The 17,226-nt window shown below is 70.3% G+C and carries 17 protein-coding genes; 8 read left to right on the forward strand and 9 right to left on the reverse strand.

Going from position 1 to position 17,226, the window contains the following annotated elements:
* Positions 1 to 11: 11 nt before the first annotated feature.
* From EKE94_RS11395 to EKE94_RS11405, 3 genes are all read right to left on the reverse strand, one after another.
* Positions 12 to 1,058, reverse strand: a complete 1,047-nt coding sequence (locus EKE94_RS11395) for a TAXI family TRAP transporter solute-binding subunit (protein WP_127906724.1) — start codon at positions 1,056 to 1,058, stop codon at positions 12 to 14.
* A gap of 85 nt (positions 1,059 to 1,143) precedes the next feature.
* Positions 1,144 to 1,368 carry a TAXI family TRAP transporter solute-binding subunit gene (locus tag EKE94_RS18910; protein WP_235855986.1) on the reverse strand — a complete coding sequence of 75 codons (225 nt, stop codon included), beginning with the start codon at positions 1,366 to 1,368 and terminating at the stop codon, positions 1,144 to 1,146.
* 161 nt (positions 1,369 to 1,529) lie between these two features.
* The gene (locus tag EKE94_RS11405; protein ID WP_127906725.1) at positions 1,530 to 3,530 is read right to left on the reverse strand and encodes a TRAP transporter permease; all 2,001 of its coding nucleotides are present in this window, start codon (positions 3,528 to 3,530) and stop codon (positions 1,530 to 1,532) included.
* 133 nt (positions 3,531 to 3,663) lie between these two features.
* Between EKE94_RS11405 and EKE94_RS11410 the strand changes: the two genes are divergently transcribed.
* Positions 3,664 to 4,455 carry a helix-turn-helix domain-containing protein gene (locus EKE94_RS11410; protein WP_164870898.1) on the forward strand — a complete coding sequence of 264 codons (792 nt, stop codon included), beginning with the start codon at positions 3,664 to 3,666 and terminating at the stop codon, positions 4,453 to 4,455.
* A gap of 124 nt (positions 4,456 to 4,579) precedes the next feature.
* Here the strand turns inward: EKE94_RS11410 and EKE94_RS11415 are convergent, their stop codons facing one another.
* Complete coding sequence (locus tag EKE94_RS11415) at positions 4,580 to 5,047, reverse strand: metallophosphoesterase family protein (RefSeq protein WP_235855987.1); 468 nt, start codon at positions 5,045 to 5,047, stop codon at positions 4,580 to 4,582.
* A gap of 47 nt (positions 5,048 to 5,094) precedes the next feature.
* Positions 5,095 to 5,532, reverse strand: a complete 438-nt coding sequence (locus EKE94_RS11420; protein WP_235855988.1) for a hypothetical protein — start codon at positions 5,530 to 5,532, stop codon at positions 5,095 to 5,097.
* Positions 5,533 to 5,730: 198 nt separating this feature from the next.
* Here EKE94_RS11420 and EKE94_RS11425 point away from each other — a divergent pair, with 198 nt between their 5' ends.
* The 5 genes from EKE94_RS11425 (at position 5,731) to lpxK (ending at position 10,457) form a co-directional block, all read left to right on the forward strand.
* A complete protein-coding gene (locus tag EKE94_RS11425) occupies positions 5,731 to 7,077 on the forward strand; it encodes a TldD/PmbA family protein (RefSeq protein WP_127906729.1) in 1,347 nt (448 codons plus the stop codon).
* On the forward strand, positions 7,064 to 7,840 hold the full coding sequence (locus tag EKE94_RS11430) for an inositol monophosphatase family protein (protein ID WP_127906730.1): 777 nt from the start codon (positions 7,064 to 7,066) through the stop codon (positions 7,838 to 7,840). Before EKE94_RS11425 ends, EKE94_RS11430 begins: the two co-directional genes overlap by 14 nt.
* A gap of 156 nt (positions 7,841 to 7,996) precedes the next feature.
* Positions 7,997 to 8,242 carry a DUF4170 domain-containing protein gene (locus EKE94_RS11435; RefSeq protein WP_127906731.1) on the forward strand — a complete coding sequence of 82 codons (246 nt, stop codon included), beginning with the start codon at positions 7,997 to 7,999 and terminating at the stop codon, positions 8,240 to 8,242.
* 8 nt (positions 8,243 to 8,250) lie between these two features.
* Positions 8,251 to 9,456, forward strand: coding sequence for a 3-deoxy-D-manno-octulosonic acid transferase (locus EKE94_RS18775; protein ID WP_235856010.1), 1,206 nt, complete (start codon positions 8,251 to 8,253; stop codon positions 9,454 to 9,456).
* Positions 9,456 to 10,457, forward strand: a complete 1,002-nt coding sequence (lpxK, locus tag EKE94_RS11445) for a tetraacyldisaccharide 4'-kinase (protein ID WP_127906733.1) — start codon at positions 9,456 to 9,458, stop codon at positions 10,455 to 10,457. The genes EKE94_RS18775 and lpxK overlap by 1 nt, the downstream gene beginning before the upstream one ends.
* Positions 10,458 to 10,543: 86 nt before the next feature.
* Here the strand turns inward: lpxK and EKE94_RS11450 are convergent, their stop codons facing one another.
* Complete coding sequence (locus EKE94_RS11450; RefSeq protein WP_235855989.1) at positions 10,544 to 11,440, reverse strand: DsbA family protein; 897 nt, start codon at positions 11,438 to 11,440, stop codon at positions 10,544 to 10,546.
* A gap of 10 nt (positions 11,441 to 11,450) precedes the next feature.
* Positions 11,451 to 11,993 carry a DUF721 domain-containing protein gene (locus EKE94_RS11455; protein WP_407940906.1) on the reverse strand — a complete coding sequence of 181 codons (543 nt, stop codon included), beginning with the start codon at positions 11,991 to 11,993 and terminating at the stop codon, positions 11,451 to 11,453.
* A 168-nt stretch (positions 11,994 to 12,161) separates the two neighbouring features.
* On the opposite strand from EKE94_RS11455, the gene mutY reads away from it, so the two are divergent.
* Together mutY and EKE94_RS11465 are read left to right on the forward strand one after the other, a co-directional pair.
* Positions 12,162 to 13,259 (forward strand): A/G-specific adenine glycosylase, encoded by a 1,098-nt coding sequence (gene mutY / locus EKE94_RS11460; protein WP_127906735.1) that lies wholly within the window; start codon positions 12,162 to 12,164, stop codon positions 13,257 to 13,259.
* Positions 13,260 to 13,649: 390 nt separating this feature from the next.
* Complete coding sequence (locus EKE94_RS11465; RefSeq protein ID WP_127906736.1) at positions 13,650 to 14,816, forward strand: alkane 1-monooxygenase; 1,167 nt, start codon at positions 13,650 to 13,652, stop codon at positions 14,814 to 14,816.
* 73 nt (positions 14,817 to 14,889) lie between these two features.
* On the opposite strand, the gene EKE94_RS11470 is transcribed toward EKE94_RS11465, so the two are convergent.
* Both EKE94_RS11470 and EKE94_RS11475 read right to left on the reverse strand, forming a co-directional pair.
* On the reverse strand, positions 14,890 to 15,924 hold the full coding sequence (locus tag EKE94_RS11470; RefSeq protein WP_127906737.1) for an NADP-dependent oxidoreductase: 1,035 nt from the start codon (positions 15,922 to 15,924) through the stop codon (positions 14,890 to 14,892).
* Positions 15,925 to 16,074: 150 nt separating this feature from the next.
* Positions 16,075 to 17,172, reverse strand: coding sequence for a site-specific DNA-methyltransferase (locus EKE94_RS11475; RefSeq protein WP_127906738.1), 1,098 nt, complete (start codon positions 17,170 to 17,172; stop codon positions 16,075 to 16,077).
* Between the last annotated feature and the right edge of the window lie 54 nt (positions 17,173 to 17,226).

A 17,226-nucleotide genomic window follows, 5' to 3' on the forward strand; every position in this document is an offset into this window, starting at 1 on the left:
TGGGTCGGGTGTTATTCGGCCGGCCGCAGGGCGTCGGGGATCTCCATGCCGATCTCCTCGTAGTAGCGCAGGGCGCCGGGATGCAGCGGCAGGTTCAGGGCCTGCAGCGCATTCTCGCGACGCACCTCGCGCAGCCAGGGCGCGTTGTCCTGCATCTCGGCCACGCCTTCCCAGAAGGCCTTGGTGATCTCGTAGACCGCGTCGGCGTCGACATGCATGCCCGCGCCCACCCCCACGATCGACCCCAGGGTCTGCACCGCCTCGGTATTCACCTGGTTTTCGCCGTAGATGCCGGGTTCGATCCTGCCCAGAACCCCGCCGGGCCGGCCGGTGATCGCCTGCACAGACTCCATCGCCAGCTGCTCGTCGCTCAGGCCCAGGAACCGCAGCTCTCGGCTGAGCGCCATCTGCTGGATCACCGGCGACGGCGCGTTGGTCGAGTTGATGTAGACATCGATGCGCCCGTCCTGGAAGGCCTGCGCGGCGGCATCCCAGCCCAGTTGGACCTGGGTATAGTCCTCGCCCGCGACCAGCCCGGTCGCCGCCTCGATGGTGTTGGCCATGATCGTCGTCGCCCCGCCGCCCGGGGGCCCGAGGAACACGTCCTGGCCTGCCAGGTCGTCCAGGCTTTCGATCCCGGAATCGGCGTAGGTGGTGATGTGATAAAGCCCCAGCGGAAAGGCGAAGACGGCGCGCAGGTTGCCGCTAAGCTCGGCCGCCTGCGGAATGTTGGCATACATCGCCGCGCCGTCCTGCATCAGCTGGTGCACGCTGGCCGACCACATGAAGAAGTCGAGCTGCCCCATCGCCGCTTCCATCGCGTGCTGCGTGGCGGCACCGGTGGCCGAAACCTGGATCTCGACGTCGTCGAGCCGTTCGTTCACGACTTGGGCAAAGGTGCTCATCACCAGGTAGGGCGAGGATCCGGGCCCCAGCGTGGCCATCCGGTAAAATTCCTGCGCCTGCGCCGCGGGGGCGATGGCCAGCCCGCAGGCCAGCGCCGCGCCGCCAAGCGCCGTGCCGCGTGCGGCCCCGGCGATACGTCCGAGAAATGTCATGGTCTGCTATCCTCCCTGTCGCAGCGGCGGGCGGGACCGTCCCGCGCCGCCCGACGTGCCGCCCCCGGGGCAGCCCGCCAAGTCTTCAGTCCGCCGGGCGCAGTGCGTCCGGCACCGTCATCCCGATTTCCTCGTAGTAGCGCAGCGCCCCGGGATGCAGCGGCGTGTTGAAATCGGTGAACGCGGTGTCCAGCGCCACGTTGCGCAGCCATTGGGTGGTGCCGCGCTGGGCTTCGGCCCCTTCCCAAAATGCCGTGGTGATCCGGTAGACGTCCTGCGCCTGGGCGGGGGGGCGGTCAGCCCGGCGCACAGGGCAGTGGCCGCAACCGCGCCCGCGGCCATGAACCTCGTCAGGGTCTTCATCGGCTCTCCTCCTCCCCTAGGGGTCGTTGCCGGGCCTGCGTCGGCATGGCGCGGATCCCGGTGGTCGGCTGAACCGGCCCCTCCTCCCCGGCGCGGCGATGGCTCGTGTCAGGCACGGCGGGGCGGCGCGTTGCCCGCCGCCTGCACCGATGCGGGGGGCGACACCGCCAGACCGGGTCCGGGCGCGGGCGTCGTATCCGTCCCGGCAGGGCCGTCGTCCCCCTCGGCCGCGATCCGCGGGCGCAGGTCGGCAATGGCCAGCGCCAGCGCGGCGGCGGCGGCGAGCGCCTCGATCCAGAGCTCGGGCACCAGCACGATCAGACCCAGCGCCAGGCGTGCCACCCGCATGGGCACCCCCAGCCGCCCCGCACCGACGCCTGCGAAGGCGGTCGAGAACATCCAGATGCACAGCATGAGCCGCAGGCAGATCCACGCCAGCCCTTCGTAGCTGAACCCGTCGGCCACCAGCGCCAGCGAGGGGTTGTAGACCATGACGAAGGGGATGACGAAGCCGATCAGCGCGATGCGGCAGGCATCCACCCCGATGGCCACCGGGTCGGCCCGGGCGATGGGCGCGGCGGCAAAGGCGGCGATGGCCACGGGCGGCGTGATCGAGCTGAGCACCCCGAAGTAGACGACGAAGAGGTGGGCAATGACGGTGGGCACGCCCATCATCTCGATCGCCGGGCCCATGACCAGGATCACGATCAGGTAGGCCGGGACGGTGGGCATCCCCATGCCCAGGACAAGGCTGCCGAGCATCATCATCACCAGCGACAGGAACAGCGAATCGCCCGCGATGCTCTGGATGACGCCGGCAAAGCGCAGCCCCAGGCCGGTCATGTTCATCACCCCGATGACGATGCCGATGGCCGCGACGGCGACCATGATCTGCGCCGCCGCGCGCCCGCCATGCTCCAGCCCCTGCAGCACCCGCCAGGGGTGCCGGCGCAGGTCGGGGTTGAGGACGAAGCCCAGGCCGACGGCCGAAATTACCGCCCAGAACCCGGCCAGGGCCGGGGACCGCCCGGTCAGCAATAGGAACATCATCAGCGCCAGCGGCAACAGGAAGCACAGCGACATCACGTAGTCGTGGCGGTTCAGCTTGGGGCGGTCGCGGCGCGGGATCGGCCTGATGTCGCGGCGCACCGCCTCGAGATGCACCGACACGAAAAGCGAGGCGTAGTAGAAGAGCGCGGGCAGCAGGGCCGCCGCGCAGATCTCCAGATAGGGGATGCCGGTCACGTCGGACATGATGAAGGCCACGGCGCCCATGATCGGCGGCATGAACTGCCCGCCGGACGAGGCCGCGGCCTCGACTCCGCCGGCGTAGCGGCGCGGAAACCCGCGTTCGACGATCATCGGGATCGTCATCACGCCCGTGCCCACCACGTTGCCCGAGACGGACCCCGACATCGTGCCGAAGACGCCGCTGGCTGCGATGGCCGCATGGGCCGGGCCGCCCCGGGTGCGTCCGGTCAGCGCGAAGGCGAATTTCAGCAGGACCGGGCCCGCGCCGATCGCCTCGAGGATCGAGCCGAAGACGATGAAGACCAGGATCAGCGTCACGACCACCGACACAGGCGTGCCGAAGACACCGTCGAAGCTGTACCAGACGACCTGCAGGACCTGTTGCAGCGAATAGCCCGAGTGGCGGAAGATCCAAGGCAGGCTGTTGCCGAAGATCGCGTAGCCCAGCGCCAGCGCGCAGACGATGACCAGCGGCCAGCCAAAGGCGCGGCGCGTCAGCTCCAGCAGGACGGCGAGGCCCAGGTAACCGATCCAGAGATCCGTCGCGGTGAAGAAGTAGAGCCCGATTTCCAGAGCCTGACCGATCTGGAAATAGCGCCAGATCGCGACGGCCAGCGCCGCCAGAAGCACCGCGTCCAGCACCAGCATCCAGCGCCGCGCCCCGGGTTCGAAGCGTTCGGCGGCCCGCGCGGTCAGGGCCACCGCCCCGGCGAGGGCAAAGGTGCCGACGCGCATCAGCGTTTCGCTCATGCTGCCGAAGCCGGCGATCCAGACCCCGATCAGGGCCAGGATCACAGCACCCACGGTGCAAATCCCCGATAGCGCCGGGCCGGGCCCGCGCAGCAACGATCTGGCCATGTCTCTCCTCCCCCCGCCCTTGGACGGTGCCGGGGCCGCGGCCTGCGGTCCGGCTTCGATCAGTATCGAAGCCGTCCGATTTACTTCCAAGCGCAATCGCGTCACTGTTTCACCTGGTGAACCGGATAGGGCCATGGTCAAGCAGATCGACAGTCTTGCGCGGGGGCTTCGCATCCTCGACGTCCTGAAGACGGCGGGTCCCCTGGGGCTGAGCGATCTGTCGCGGCGGACGGGCACGCCGAAGGCCAGCCTGCTGCGCGTGCTGGTGACGCTCGAATCGGAAGGGTTCGCCTGGTGCGGGCGGACCGACCGCCTGTGGCGGGCGTCCACCGATCCGCGGATCGGCGGCGACCGCAGGCTGACCGGGCGGCTGGCGCAGGCGGCCGCGCCCGCGCTGGACGCGCTGTGCCAGAGGGTGCTCTGGCCGTCGGATATCGGGGTCTACGACGACGGGGCGATCCGGGTGCTGGAAAACTCGCGCCGGATTTCGCCGTTTCTCGTCAACCGCGACATCGGGCGGCGGCGCATCCACGTTCTGCCGTCGGCCATGGGGCGGGCGATCCTGGCCTGGACCGACCCCGGCGACCGCGACCGCATCCTGGCCGATCTGCGGCTGCGTGGCGATCCGCAGGAAAGCGTGGCGGACAGTCCCGACCGGGTCGAGGCGCTGCTGTCCGCCACGCGCAAGGCGGGCTACGGCGTGCGGCAGAAGGGTTATTTCGCCTCGTCGAAATGGGAGTCGCAGGTGATGGCCGTGGCCCTGCCGGTCCGGGTGAACGGCCGCGTGGTGGGCGCGGTGAACCTGTCATGGGTCGGCAGCGCCATGCCCGAAGACCGGTTCGTGGCCGAACACCTGCCCGCGTTGCAGCGGGCGGCCGAGCAGATCGGCACGCAGGTCGCCGAGGCTGCGCCGGTCGGCGAGTAGCCCGGCGCCCGCGTGACGGGCCGGAAGATGACGCAAAGACATGTGGCCGGCCAAGAGGTCGCGGTTAAAGAGGTTACGGGCCCAGATGTCAGAGGCCCGGCGCGCCCGGCCCGCGACTGGTTGGTCAAACCGGCAGCGGGTGAAGCTCGGCCCGGGGACGCCCGTTCTCGGCCCAGAGATAAGCCAGAGTGATGGGCAGCCGGAACCGCCGCCGTCCGGCCGCCCCGGGATTGAGGTAGAGCACACCGCCCTCCTCGGCGATCCGGGGCGCGTGGGAATGGCCCGAGATGACCACGTCGATCCCCCGCGCCGCCGGATCGAAGTCCAGCGCCTTGAGGTCGTGGATCATGTAGATCTGCATCCCGGCAAGGGTGATCGTCCTCGTCTCTGGCAGCGCGTCGGCCCAGTCGCCGCGGTCGACATTTCCGCGGATCGCATGCAGCGGCGCGATCCGGGCCAGCCGATCCAGGTGCGCGGGGTCCGAGATGTCGCCGCCATGCAGGATGTGACCGACGCCCGCCAACGCGGCGAGCGCCTCGGGCCGAAGCAGCCCGTGGGTGTCCGAGATCACGCCGATCCGGTCGCTGTCCAACCTGTGCCTCCCTGGTTTGCGGGTGTGTCCGCGCCTGCCCGACGGGGTCAGCCCTTGTCGCGCAGCGCCTCGGGCACCCATTCGGCCGCGGGGCGGTTCCAGAAGCGGTTCGGATTCTCCTCGTCCACGCCGCGGATGTGGCGGGTGCGGGTGGTGGGCGTGAGGAAAATCACGGGCTCCTCGTAGGGGTGGATGTCGTAGAGCGCGCGCACCACCATGTCGAGATCGGCGGAGCCGGGCACGAAGAACGACACCTCGCAGCAGGGCACCTCGACCTCTCCGGGTGTTGCCGGGTTCCGCCCGCCGCCGCGCGACCGGTAGGTCTGAATGCCCGGCGCCGTGCGGAACGACACCCGGTCGTAGTCGCCCCAGTCAAGCGGCAGGACCTGCGTCACGGCGTCTAGCAGGCGCTGGGCATCGGCCTCGGGGACCTGAACCAGCACATGCGTGCCGGCGTCGGTCCGGTACCTGTCGGTGTCCTGCATCTCCATCTCCTGATCTTTCGTTCCATCATGGCCGGCCGGCGCCGCGCCGCCGTGGTCGGTCGGTCCGGCGCGATGTAACGCGCGCGGGCGAAAGTGCCAGACGAACCGGCCGCGATCCGCGGCGCCGGACGCCTGTTCCCTTGCAGCACTGCCCTGCGCGGACTAGGTGCAAGCGGGCTTTCAAGGGAAGGATCCAGAATGTCGGACGATCTCGTCGAACTCAGCGGCACGATGCTCAAGGCCGCGATCCTCGCCGGCGCGCAAGAGGCCGACGCCATCGTCATCGACGGATCCTCGACCTCGATCGACGTGCTCGAGGGCAGCCTGGAACATGCCGAACGCTCCGAGGGGATCGAGATCGGGCTGCGGGTGCTGATAGGCAAGCGGCAGGCCTGCGTGTCGGCGTCGGACACCCGCGACGAGACGATCGAGACGATGGCCGCCCGCGCCGTCGCCATGGCCCGCGAGGCGCCCGAGGATCCGGGCGTCGGCCTGGCCGAGGCCGAGCAGCTGGCCACGTTCTGGGACATCGACGCGCTGCAGCTTTCCGACCCCTCGGACGATCCGGCCCCCGCCGTTCTGGAAGACACCGCCCGCCGGGCCGAGGCCGCCGCGCTTGAGCGTGAGGGGATCGCCCGGGTGCTGTCGGCCTCGGCCGGGTTCTCGCGCCACCGCATCCGGCTGGCATCGTCCAACGGGTTCGTCGGCGACTACGAACGCACCGGGCACGGGGTGTCCTGCGGCGCCATCACCGGCGAAGGCACGGGGATGGAGCGGGACTTCTACGCCGACCAGCGCGTCTTCGCAGAAGACCTCCTGTCGCCCGAAGAGATCGGCCGCCGTGCTGCCGAGCGGACGCTGGCCCGGGCCAATCCGCGCCGCCCGAAGACGGGGGCCTACCCGGTGATCTTCGACGAACGCATCGCCGCCTCGCTGATCGGGCACCTGCTGTCGGCCACGAACGGGGCCGCCGTGGCGCGCGGCGCCTCCTGGGCGCGCGATCTTCTGGGAAAACAGGTGCTGCCCCGGGGGATGTCGCTGATCGAGGATCCGCACCGCCCGCGCGTCGCGGGGTCGCGCCCCTTCGATGCCGAGGGTCTGTCGACGCACCGCCGCGCCATCGTCGAGGACGGCGTGTTGCAGGGCTGGACGCTGGATCTGGCCAGTGCGCGCAAGCTGGGCGCGGCACCGACGGGAAGCGCGGTGCGCAGCCCCTCCGCCCCGCCGCACCCGGCAGTGTCGAACGTGGCGCTGACGCAGGGCGATGCGGGGCTGGACGCGCTCTGCCGCCACATCGGCACGGGTCTTCTGGTCACGTCCTTCATCGGCGCCACGATCAACCCCAATACCGGCGACTGGTCGCGCGGGGCCTCTGGGATCTGGATCGAGAACGGCGAGCCGGCCTATCCGGTAACCGAATGCACGCTGGCGGGCAGCCTGCCCGAGATGCTGCTGTCGATCCGGGCCGCCAACGACGCACGGACGCACCTGTCGCGGGTGGTGCCGTCGCTTCTGGTCGAGGGGCTGACCCTTGCCGGCGACTGATCTCGCCCTGCTGATCGACGCGGCCCGTGCGGCGGGTGCGATCGCGCTGGGGCATTGGCGCCAGCAGCCGAAGACATGGTCGAAATCCGACGACACCCCGGTGACCGAGGCCGACCTGGCCGTGGACCGGGCGCTGCACGCGACGCTGACCGCCGCGCGCCCCGGCTACGCGTGGCTGAGCGAGGAAAGCCCCGACGCCCCGGACCGTGCCGCACACGAACGCGCCTTCATCGTCGATCCCATCGACGGCACCCGGTCCTTCGCGGCGGGCGACGAGATCTGGGCCCATTCCCTTGCCGTCTGCGAGGGGGGCCAGATCACCGCGGCGGTGGTCTACCTTCCGGTGTCGGACCGGCTTTATGCCGCCGCGCGCGGGCAGGGGGCCACGCTGAACGGCACGCGGCTGCGGGTGTCGGCGCGCGCCGGAGTGGCGGGCGCCAGCCTCGCCGCCTCGCGCCCCGTTCTGAACGACAGGCACTGGCAGGGGCGGGCGCCCGCTTTCGACCGCCGGTTCCATCCCGCTCTGTCCTTCCGCATGTGCCTCGTGGCCGAGGGGCAGGTCGACGCGATGCTCAGCTTCCGCGAAACGTGGGAATGGGATATCGCCGCCGGCGCCCTGCTGATCGCCGAGGCCGGGGGCACCGTGACCGACAGCCGCGGCGGCGTGCTGCAGTTCAACTCGCTGTCGCGCCAGAGCCGCGGCATCCTCGGGGCCGGCCCGGCGCTGCACGGCGACATCCTGGCGTGCACCGCGCCCGGCTGAGGTCGCGGCGGCCCCGGTCGGGGCCTGAGGCGCGTGGTCGTTCGGGGTGCCCGGCCCGGTGCCGGAGATGCAGCAACGTCGCGGTATTGCGTGGTTGACCCCGGCGCGGCGGCGTCTATCGTCCGCCGCGACAGCCACAAGAAGGGGAAGAACGGCATGACACAGCGCCTGCACCTGGTTTTCGGCGGCGAGCTCGTCGATCCCTCGAAGAACGTGTTCAAGAACGTGGGCGAGATCCACATCGTCGGCATGTATCCCGACTATGCCTCGGCCTACAACGCCTGGAAATCCGAGGCGCAGCGCACGGTCGACAACGCCCACATGCGCTATTTCATCGCCCACCTGCACCGGCTGCGCGACGAGGAAACCGCCGCCTCGCCGACCGAGGAGCTTGGTCTCTGACGATCTGGCTGCACTTCGCCGAAGACCAATCCGCGGACGCCGCCGGCGATCTTCTTCTCCGCCTGGCCGAGCTGCAGCCCGACCTCGATGCCGTGGTGACCAGCGACAGCGACACCGTGCCGCTCGACCTGCCGCGCTGCGCCCGGGTCACCGGTGCGCCGGTGCAGACACCGCGCGCGGTGCGCCAGTTCCTCGAGGCGCATCGGATCGAGGCGGTGCTGTGGGTCGGTGACCTGATCGGCCCCTACGCGGCGCAATGCCATCGTGCCGGGGTGCCGGCGGTCTGGGCCAACCCGACGCTGCGCGGCGGCGGCGCGTGGCGGCGGCTCGCCCCCTTTGCCTCGGGCCCGCCTTACGAAGGCGTGCGCGCGGTGATCGCCCCCCGCGGACCCGAGGCGCAGCGGCTGGCCCGCACGCCGGGGCTTCAGGGGCGGGTCGAAACGCCCGGGCCGCTGATGCGCGGCGGCATCGTGCTGCCCTACGACATCGAAGAGCGCGATGCGCTGGCGCAGATCCTGGCGGCGCGGCCGGTCTGGCTGGCGGCCTGCGCGGCCCCGGACGAGATCGGCGCGGTGCTGACGGCGCACCAGCATGCCGCGCGCCTGTCTCACCGGCTGCTTCTGATCCTGTCGCCGGATCGCCTGGACGACATCACGACCCTGCGGGCGCGGGTCGAGGCGGCGGGCCTGCGCGCCGCCCTGCGGTCGGACGGCGAAGACCCCGAGGAAGAGACGCAGGTGCTGATCGCCGATCTGCCGGACGAGCTGGGGCTGTGGTATCGCCTCGCCCCGATCACCTTTCTGGGGCAGACGCTGATCGCCGTGCCGGGCGCCCGCGGGCGGTCGCCGTTCGAGCCTGCGGCGCTGGGATCGACCGTGCTGCACGGGCCGGCGACCTCGGGCTACCCCGGCGACTATGTGCGGCTGCACCGGGCGGGTGCGGCGCATGGTGTCGCCTCGGGCGAAGAGCTGGGCGTCGCGGTGGCGCGGCTTTTGTCCCCCGATGCCGCCGCCGAGATGGCGCAGCGGGCGTGGATCGCGGTGACCGAGGGCGCCGAGGCCACCAACCGCATCGTCGAGCTTCTGTCACAGATGCTGTCCGAAGGCGCCGCAGCCCGCACCGGTCGGCAGGACAAGGGGCAGGAGCCGCGTCCGGGCGCCGCGCCGGGGAACGTGGAGGCCCAGCCCCGCAACGCGTCGCGGACGGGGCCCTGATGCGCGCGCCGCGGCATTGGTCGCGCCCGCCCGACAGCCCGGGCTGGCAGGCGCGGACCCTGGCACCGCTGGGCTGGCTTTATGCCCGCGAAACGGCGCGGCGCACCGGGGGGGCGCGGCCCCGCGCACCGGTGCCGGTGATCTGCATCGGCAACCTCAGCGCCGGGGGGACGGGCAAGACGCCGGCGGCCATCGCGCTGGCGCAGCACCTGTCGGATACCGGCCACCGCGTGCAGTTCCTGTCGCGGGGGCATGGCGGGCGCCTTGCGGGGCCGGCGCAGGTCGATCCGGCGCGTCATACCTCTGCCGATGTCGGGGACGAACCGCTGCTGCTTTCGGCCTTCGGCCCCGCCTGGGTGGCCCGCGACCGGCTGGAAGGCGCGCGTGCCGCGGCCCGGGCGGGGGCCGAGGTCGTGCTGATGGACGACGGGTTCCAGTCGGCGACGCTGGCCCCGGACCTGTCGATCCTGATCGTCGATGCGGCGACGGGCTTCGGCAACGGTCGGGTGATCCCCGCGGGCCCGCTGCGCGAACCGGTGGCGGCCGGGCTGGCCCGGGCCGACGCGGTGCTGAGCGTGGGCGCGCCCGAGGCGCAGGCCGGGTTCGACGCGGCATGGCCCGCGGCGGGGGCCCTGCCGCGGCTGCGCGGCCGGATCGCGCCGTTGCAGACGGGGATGGACTGGTCGGACCTGCGCGTCGTGGCCTTTGCCGGGATCGGCCGGCCCGAGAAGTTCTTTGCCACGTTGCGGGACATGGGCGCCCGGATCGCCGCCGCGCATGCGCTGGGCGATCACGAACCCATCGCCCCGGCGCTGTTCCAAAGGCTGCTGCAGGAGGCGCGGCAGGCGCATGCCCAGCTAGTCACCACAGAAAAGGACGCGGTGCGCCTGTCGCCGCAGGAACGGCGCGAGGTTCTGGTGCTGCCGGTGCGGATGACGGTCGCGGACTGGGCGCCGCTCGCCCCGCTTCTGACGGGGATGCTTGCCGACCGGCGGGGCTGACCGACCCCGACGCGTGGCGGCGCCCCGGGATCAGCGGGGGTGCAGAGGGCGCGCCCGGGCCCATTGGGCCGGGCGCGCGGCCGCGATCACTGGGCGGCTTCGATCTGTTCGTCGAGCGTTTCGGCGAAGGCGTCGTAACCCATGTTCGAGAATTTCTCGCCGTTGATGATGAAGGACGGCGTCGCGTCGATCCCGTCCTCCTGGCTGGTCTCCTCGAACCGGGCGACGAGCGCCTCGGCCATCTCGGCGTCTTGCAGGCAGGCGTCGAGCGTGGCTTCGTCCATGCCGGCGGTCTTGCCGATGCGGCGCAGGTTGGCGGCGATCTCGGCGGGCTGACCCCGGGTCCATTCGCGCTGCCGTTCGAAGATCACGTCGGCGATGCCGAAATACCGCTCTTCGCCGCCGCAGCGCGCGACCATCCCGGCCCAGAGACCGAAGCGGTCGAAATAGACCTCGCGGAAGACGAAGCGCACGTCGCCGCTGTCGATGTAGTTGGCCTTGATCTGCGGCAGGACATCCTGGTGGAAATGCGCGCAGTGCGGGCAGGTGAAGCTGGCGTATTCGACCACCGTGACCGGCGCATCGGCGTCGCCCATCGTCATCTCGACCACCTTCGGCGCGGATCCGGTATCCGCATCGGCGGCGGTGTCCGTCGCGGTCTCCGCAGCAGTCTCGGCGCCAGTGTCGGCGGCCTCTTCACCCTCGGCGGCCTCTTCGGCCCCGGTTTCGGAATCCGTGCTGTCCTGATCCGAGGCGCCCGTGTCGGTTACGCCCGTGTCGCTTGCACCCATTTCGGTCGAGCCCGGAGTGCCGGTCTCGGCGCCGGCTTCCGTCTCGGTCCCCGTGCCGGTGTCCGTCTCGGTCGCCTGCGCCGACGCTGCCATCGACAACGGGCCGGTCGCGGTGCCGGCGACGTCGCCGATCAGAAGCCCGCCGGCGGACAGCAGGATCGCGGCCGGGACGGATGCGAGAAATCGGGTCATAAAAAAGCCTCTAGGTCTTGTGTTTCGCTGCAAGAACGTTGCGGGCCAGCGCCTCGAGCGCGGTGCGCAGGCCCTCGTCGCCCACCGGGGCCGCGGCCTGCGCGGCATCCTTGGTGATCCGCGCCTCGGCCTCGGGCGTCGGGCGGGGTTTCTGTTTCGGGGCATGGGCAAAGGCGGGCTTGCCCTCGGCAAAGCCCTGCGGGGCGGTCTGGGTGATGCGGACGCGGGAAATCGCTGCGTAGCCGTAGCAGGCATTCACCCGCTCGCGGATCTTTTCCTTCTGCATCTCCAGCATCGGCGCCATCGCCCCCGTGGTCAGCAGGGTCAGCGTCGCGCCGAACCCCTTGCGGCCGTAGCTGACATCGGCGGGGCGCGCCATGCCCGCGGTGTCGGTTCCCACGATCTCGTCCCAGTGGGTCAGAAGGCGGGTGATCGCGAAGCCCCGGCTTTCGCCGGCTTCGCGGATCCGCCGTTCCAGCAGGGTCCCGGTCTGGCGGAACCCGCGCCCGCCGCGCCGCTGCCTGCCCCCCGTGCTGCCCTCGGCCATCGCCATTCCGTCCTGCTTGCCCCCTGCGGGTCGCCGTGCGACCCCCGGGGCGTGGGCTGATCGCAGGGGGCGCGGCCTTGTGACCGGGGCGCCCTGTCCTGCGGATGTCTTGGAACTATTGTAACCCCGGGGCCGGGGCAGGCCAGAGCGAAGGCCGTGCGGGAGGCATAAAGATTGCGTGACGAAGAGCTGAGCGCGACGTTGCTGGCGTGGTACGGGCGCCATGGCCGGGATCTGCCGTGGCGCGTCGGCCCCGCCGCGCGGCTGGCGGGAGCGCGGCCCGATCCCTATGCCGTGTGGCTGTCCGAGGTGATGCTGCAACAGACCACGGTTGCCGCGGTGCGGGACTATTTCCGCCGCTTCACCGCGCTCTGGCCCGATGTGCACGCGCTGGCCGCGGCCGAGGATGGCGCGGTGATGGGCGAATGGGCCGGGCTTGGCTACTATGCCCGCGCCCGCAACCTGCTGAAATGCGCGCGCGTCGTGTCGGCCGAGCTGGGCGGGCGGTTTCCCGATACGGTCGAGGGGTTGCGCGCATTGCCGGGCATCGGCCCTTATACCGCCGCAGCAGTCGCCGCGATCGCGTTCGACCGGCCCGCAACGGTGGTCGACGGCAATGTCGAGCGGGTGATGTCGCGCCTGTTCCTGGTCGAAACGCCGCTGCCGCAGGCCAAGGGACCCCTGACCGAGCTTGCCGGACGGCTGACGCCACCAGTGCATCCGGGCGACCATGCGCAGGCGGTGATGGACCTGGGCGCCACGATCTGCACGCCGCGCAATCCCGCCTGCGGCATCTGCCCGTGGCGCGACCCCTGCGCAGCCCGCGCGGCGGGCGTGCAGGCCGATTTGCCCCGCAAGGCGCCGAAGAAGGCCAAGCCGGTGCGCCACGGGATCATCTGGGTCGCCCGCCGCGACGACGGGGCGTGGTTTCTGGAGCGGCGGCCGGAAACGGGGCTTCTGGGCGGCATGCTGGGCTGGCCCGGCAGCGACTGGGTCGAGGGCGCGCCGCCCGCGGATCCGATGCCGCCGCTTTCCGCCGGGTGGCAGGACACGGGCGAGGAGGTGCGCCACACCTTTACCCATTTCCACCTGCGCCTGCGCCTCTGGATCGCGCAGGTCGGGCCGCAGGCGGGCTGTGCCGGGGATGGCGGGGCGGATGAGCTGCAAAGCGGGCGCGGCTTCGTTCCGGCCGGGGCATTCCGCCCCTCTGACCTGCCGACCCTCATGCGCAAGGCCTTCGACCTTGCCCGGCCGCGCCTGACCGATGATTGACCGAAGGGGGGCGGCGGTTGCGCAGGCCGGGCCCGTCGGTCGAAGGCCTATGGCGTATCCGCAGGGCGGTGGGGCGTCTTGCACCCGGCCACGGCGCTGTTTCACGTGACACTGCAGAAGGTTGCGCCTTGGCGGCGGCCCATGGGGGGGGCGTGCGACGGGGGGGGCGTGCGACGGGGGGGGCGTGCGTCGGGGAGCAGTGCGTGGGGGGCTGCGACCCTGACGGGCCACCGACCCGATCGGTTACGGGCGCACCGGCGCGCGTCGGTCGCCGCTCCGGCCCGCGTCGAGTGGGTGGGCGGTACGGATGATTGAGCGAAGCTTGCCGGCGCGCTATGGTGATCCGACCGCATAGCCCGCGGACCTTTCCCGCGGCAGGAGGCCTGGCCGATGGCGACCCCCGAAACATCCGACGCGCCGGCGCAGGCCTCTGTGACCGCGGCCATTCACCTGCGCGCGGCGCTGCCCTTCTGGCTGTCGATCCTGCTGATCCCGCTGACGCTCTTCGTGGCATCACGCGGCGGCTGGTGGCTCCTGCTGCTGCCGGGTGTGACGTGGTACCTGTTTTCGATTCTCGACACGCTGGCCGGGCTGAACGAGGAGAATGCCGACCCGATGACGCCCGAGACCGACCTCTTTTGGTATCGCGCCATCACGATGATCTGGTTCCCGGCGCAGGTTCTGCTGGTGATGGGGCTGATCGCGTGGATGCCCCACGCGACGCACCTGGGCGGCTGGGAAAAGGTCGGGCTGTTCGCCGGGGTCGGCGTGGTCACCGGCACCATCGGCATCAACTACTCGCACGAGCTGATGCACCAGACCAACCGGGTCGAACGCTGGCTGGGCGATTTGCTACTGGCGATGGTGCTTTACGGGCATTTCCGCTCCGAGCACCTGCTGGTGCACCACCGCTATGTCGGCACCCCGCGCGATCCGGTCACGGCACGCTACAACGAAGGCTTTCACCGCTTCTTTGCCCGGGTCCTGCGGCAAAGCCTTGTCTCGTCGTTCCTTGCCGAAAGGGCGCTGCTGGCGCGGCGCGGACTGCCCTGGAGGCACCGGCGCAATCCGTTCTGGCGTTACTGGGGGCTGCAGGCGGGGTTCCTGGCCCTGGCGGTGGTGTTGGGCGGCTGGCAGGGACTGGGGCTGTTCGTGCTTCAGGCCGCCGTCGCGGTGTGGCAGCTGGAGCTGACGAACTACGTCGAACATTACGGGCTGACGCGGAAACACCTGGGCAACGGGCGGTACGAACATGTCCAGCCACGGCACAGCTGGAATGCCTCGCACCGCGCGACGAACTGGCTGCTGATCAACCTGCAACGGCATTCGGACCACCATTACAAGCCCGACCGCAGGTTCCCGCTGCTGCAAAGCTACGGGGCCGACGAGGCGCCGCAGCTTCCGCACGGCTATCCGCTGATGAACATGGTGGCGATGGTCCCGCCGGTGTGGCGGCGGGTGATGAACCCGCGGGTGCGGCGCTGGCGAAAGACCTACTACCCCGAGATCACCGACTGGGCCCCCTACAACAAGGGCCGGCTGCCGCTGCCCCGCTAGGGACAGCGGCAGAGACGGGCGCCCCCCGCGCGCCGACAGCTTCTGCCGCGGGCGCCCGCCCCGGGCGACTTGCCTAGGCGTCCGCGCCGACGCGGATCAGCTTCTTGCCGAAATTGCCGCCCTCGAGCATGTCGATGAAGGCCTCGGGCGCGTTCTCAAGCCCCTCGGTCACATCCTCGCGGTACTTGATGCGGCCGTCCTGCACCATCGGCGCGGCCTCGGACACGAATTCGGGGTAATGCTGCCAGTGATCGGGGACGAGGAAGCCCTCGACCTTCAGCCGGTTGGTCAGGATCGTCGACCATGCCTTGGGCAGCGGCATCGTCTGATCCATGTTGGCGCCGTTGTACCACGAGATCATGCCGCAGATCGCGATGCGCCCGTGCACGGCCATGTTGGGCAGCACGCCCATCAGGGTCTTGCCGCCGACGTTTTCGAAATAGCCGTCGATGCCGTCGGGCGCGGCCTCGGCGATCTGTTTCGCCAGCGTCTCGCCGTCCTGCGCGGCCTTGTGGTCGAGGCAGACGTCATAACCCAGCTCCTGCTCGGCATAGGCGCATTTCTCGGGGCCGCCCGCGACGCCGATCACCCGGCAGCCCTGCGCCTTGGCGATCTGGCCCGCCACGGCCCCCACGGCGCCCGTCGCGGCCGAGATCAGCACAGTCTCGCCCTTCTTGATGCCGATGATGCGGTTGAGCCCGGTCCACGCGGTCATCCCCGGCATGCCGAGAACGCCAAGCGCGGTCGAGACAGGCGCCTGCGCGGGGTCGAGCTTTTGCACCTGGGTGCCGTCCGAGATCGCGTGGCTGACCCAGCCGAAGCGGCCGGTAACGACGTCGCCCTCGGCGAAATCCGGGTTTTTCGAGGTCACGACCTCGCCCACGGCGGCGCCTTCCATGACGTCGCCGATCTCGACCGGATCTGCATAGCTTTTGGCGGCGCTCATCCGGCCACGCATGTAGGGATCGAGCGACAGCCAGATTACCCGCACCAGCATCTCGCCGTCGCCCGGCTGCGGCAGGGGCCCGCGGTCGAGGTCGAAGTTCTGCGGCGTCGGACGGCCATCGGGGCGGCTTGCCAGCCGGATCTGAAGCATCTCGTCGGCCATGAGGTGTCCTTTCATGTGAACTTTTCGGTTCAGTAGGTAGGTGCCCTGGGGACGGAAAAAACCCCGCCGGACAACTGCCGGCGGGGCAAGTGGCGCCTGCGAAAAGACAACGCAGGCGCTGGCGGTAACTTGTGGATTATCGGAAAGGGCTTAGCCCAGCTCGGCCCGCAGCTGCTGGCGCAGCAGGTCGATCGGCACCTTCTGGCCGTCGCGGCTGAAGCTCCAGTAGGTCCAGCCGTTGCACGATGGCGCGCCTTCGATCGCGGCGCCGACCTGGTGGATCGATCCGCGCACGTCGTCGGCGATCAGCGTGCCGTCGGCCCGTACCTTGGCCTGCTTGCCGCGCGCGTTGACCAGCATTTCGCCGGGGCGCAGCAGACCGCGTTCGACCAGCTGGCCGAAGGGGATCCGCGGTTCGGCCCGTTTCGAGGTCGAGACGACCAGCGCGTCGCGGTCGTACTTGCGCACCTTGGCCAGCCGCGCCTCGGCCGCCTTGATGTAGCCCGCATCGCGTTCGATGCCGATCCAGTCGCGGCCCAGCATCTTGGCCACCGCGCCGGTGGTGCCGGTGCCGAAGAAGGGGTCGAGCACGACGTCGCCGGGTTTCGTGCAGCCAACCATGACGCGGTGCAGCAGCGATTGCGGCTTTTGCGTCGGATGGGCCTTTTCGCCGCGCTCGTCCTTCAGCCGCTCGTGCCCGGTGCAGATCGGCAGCACCCAGTCCGACCGCATCTGCACGCCGTCGTTCAGCGCCTTCAGCGCTTCGTAGTTGAAGGTGTACTTCGCGCCTTCGGACTTGCTGGCCCAGATCATCGTCTCGTGCGCGTTGGTCAGCCGTTTGCCGCGAAAGTTCGGCATCGGGTTCGACTTGCGCCACACGACGTCGTTCAGGATCCAGTAGCCCGCGTCCTGCAACGCGGCGCCCACGCGAAAGATGTTGTGGTAGGACCCGATGACCCAGATCGCGCCGTGCGGTTTCAGCAGGCGGCGGGCGGCGGCCAGCCATTCCCGGGTGAACCGGTCATAGGCGGCGAAGGTGTCGAACTTGTCCCACGCATCATCGACCGCATCGACGCGCGAATTGTCGGGACGATGCAGATCGCCCTTCAGCTGAAGGTTGTAGGGCGGGTCGGCGAAGATAAGATCGACCGACGCCTCGGGCAGCGACCGCATCACCTCGATGCAGTCGCCGGACACAATTGAATTGAGCGGTAGCGCCGCGGCGCCGCTTTTTGTCATCGTCTTCATCTCTGCCTCATGTCCGGGGCCTCTTGTGGGCCCTCGTTGTGGACAAAAGATCGA

Origin of the sequence: Mesobaculum littorinae (assembly GCF_004011175.1) — a bacterium.
GTDB classification, from domain to species: domain Bacteria; phylum Pseudomonadota; class Alphaproteobacteria; order Rhodobacterales; family Rhodobacteraceae; genus Tranquillimonas; species Tranquillimonas littorinae.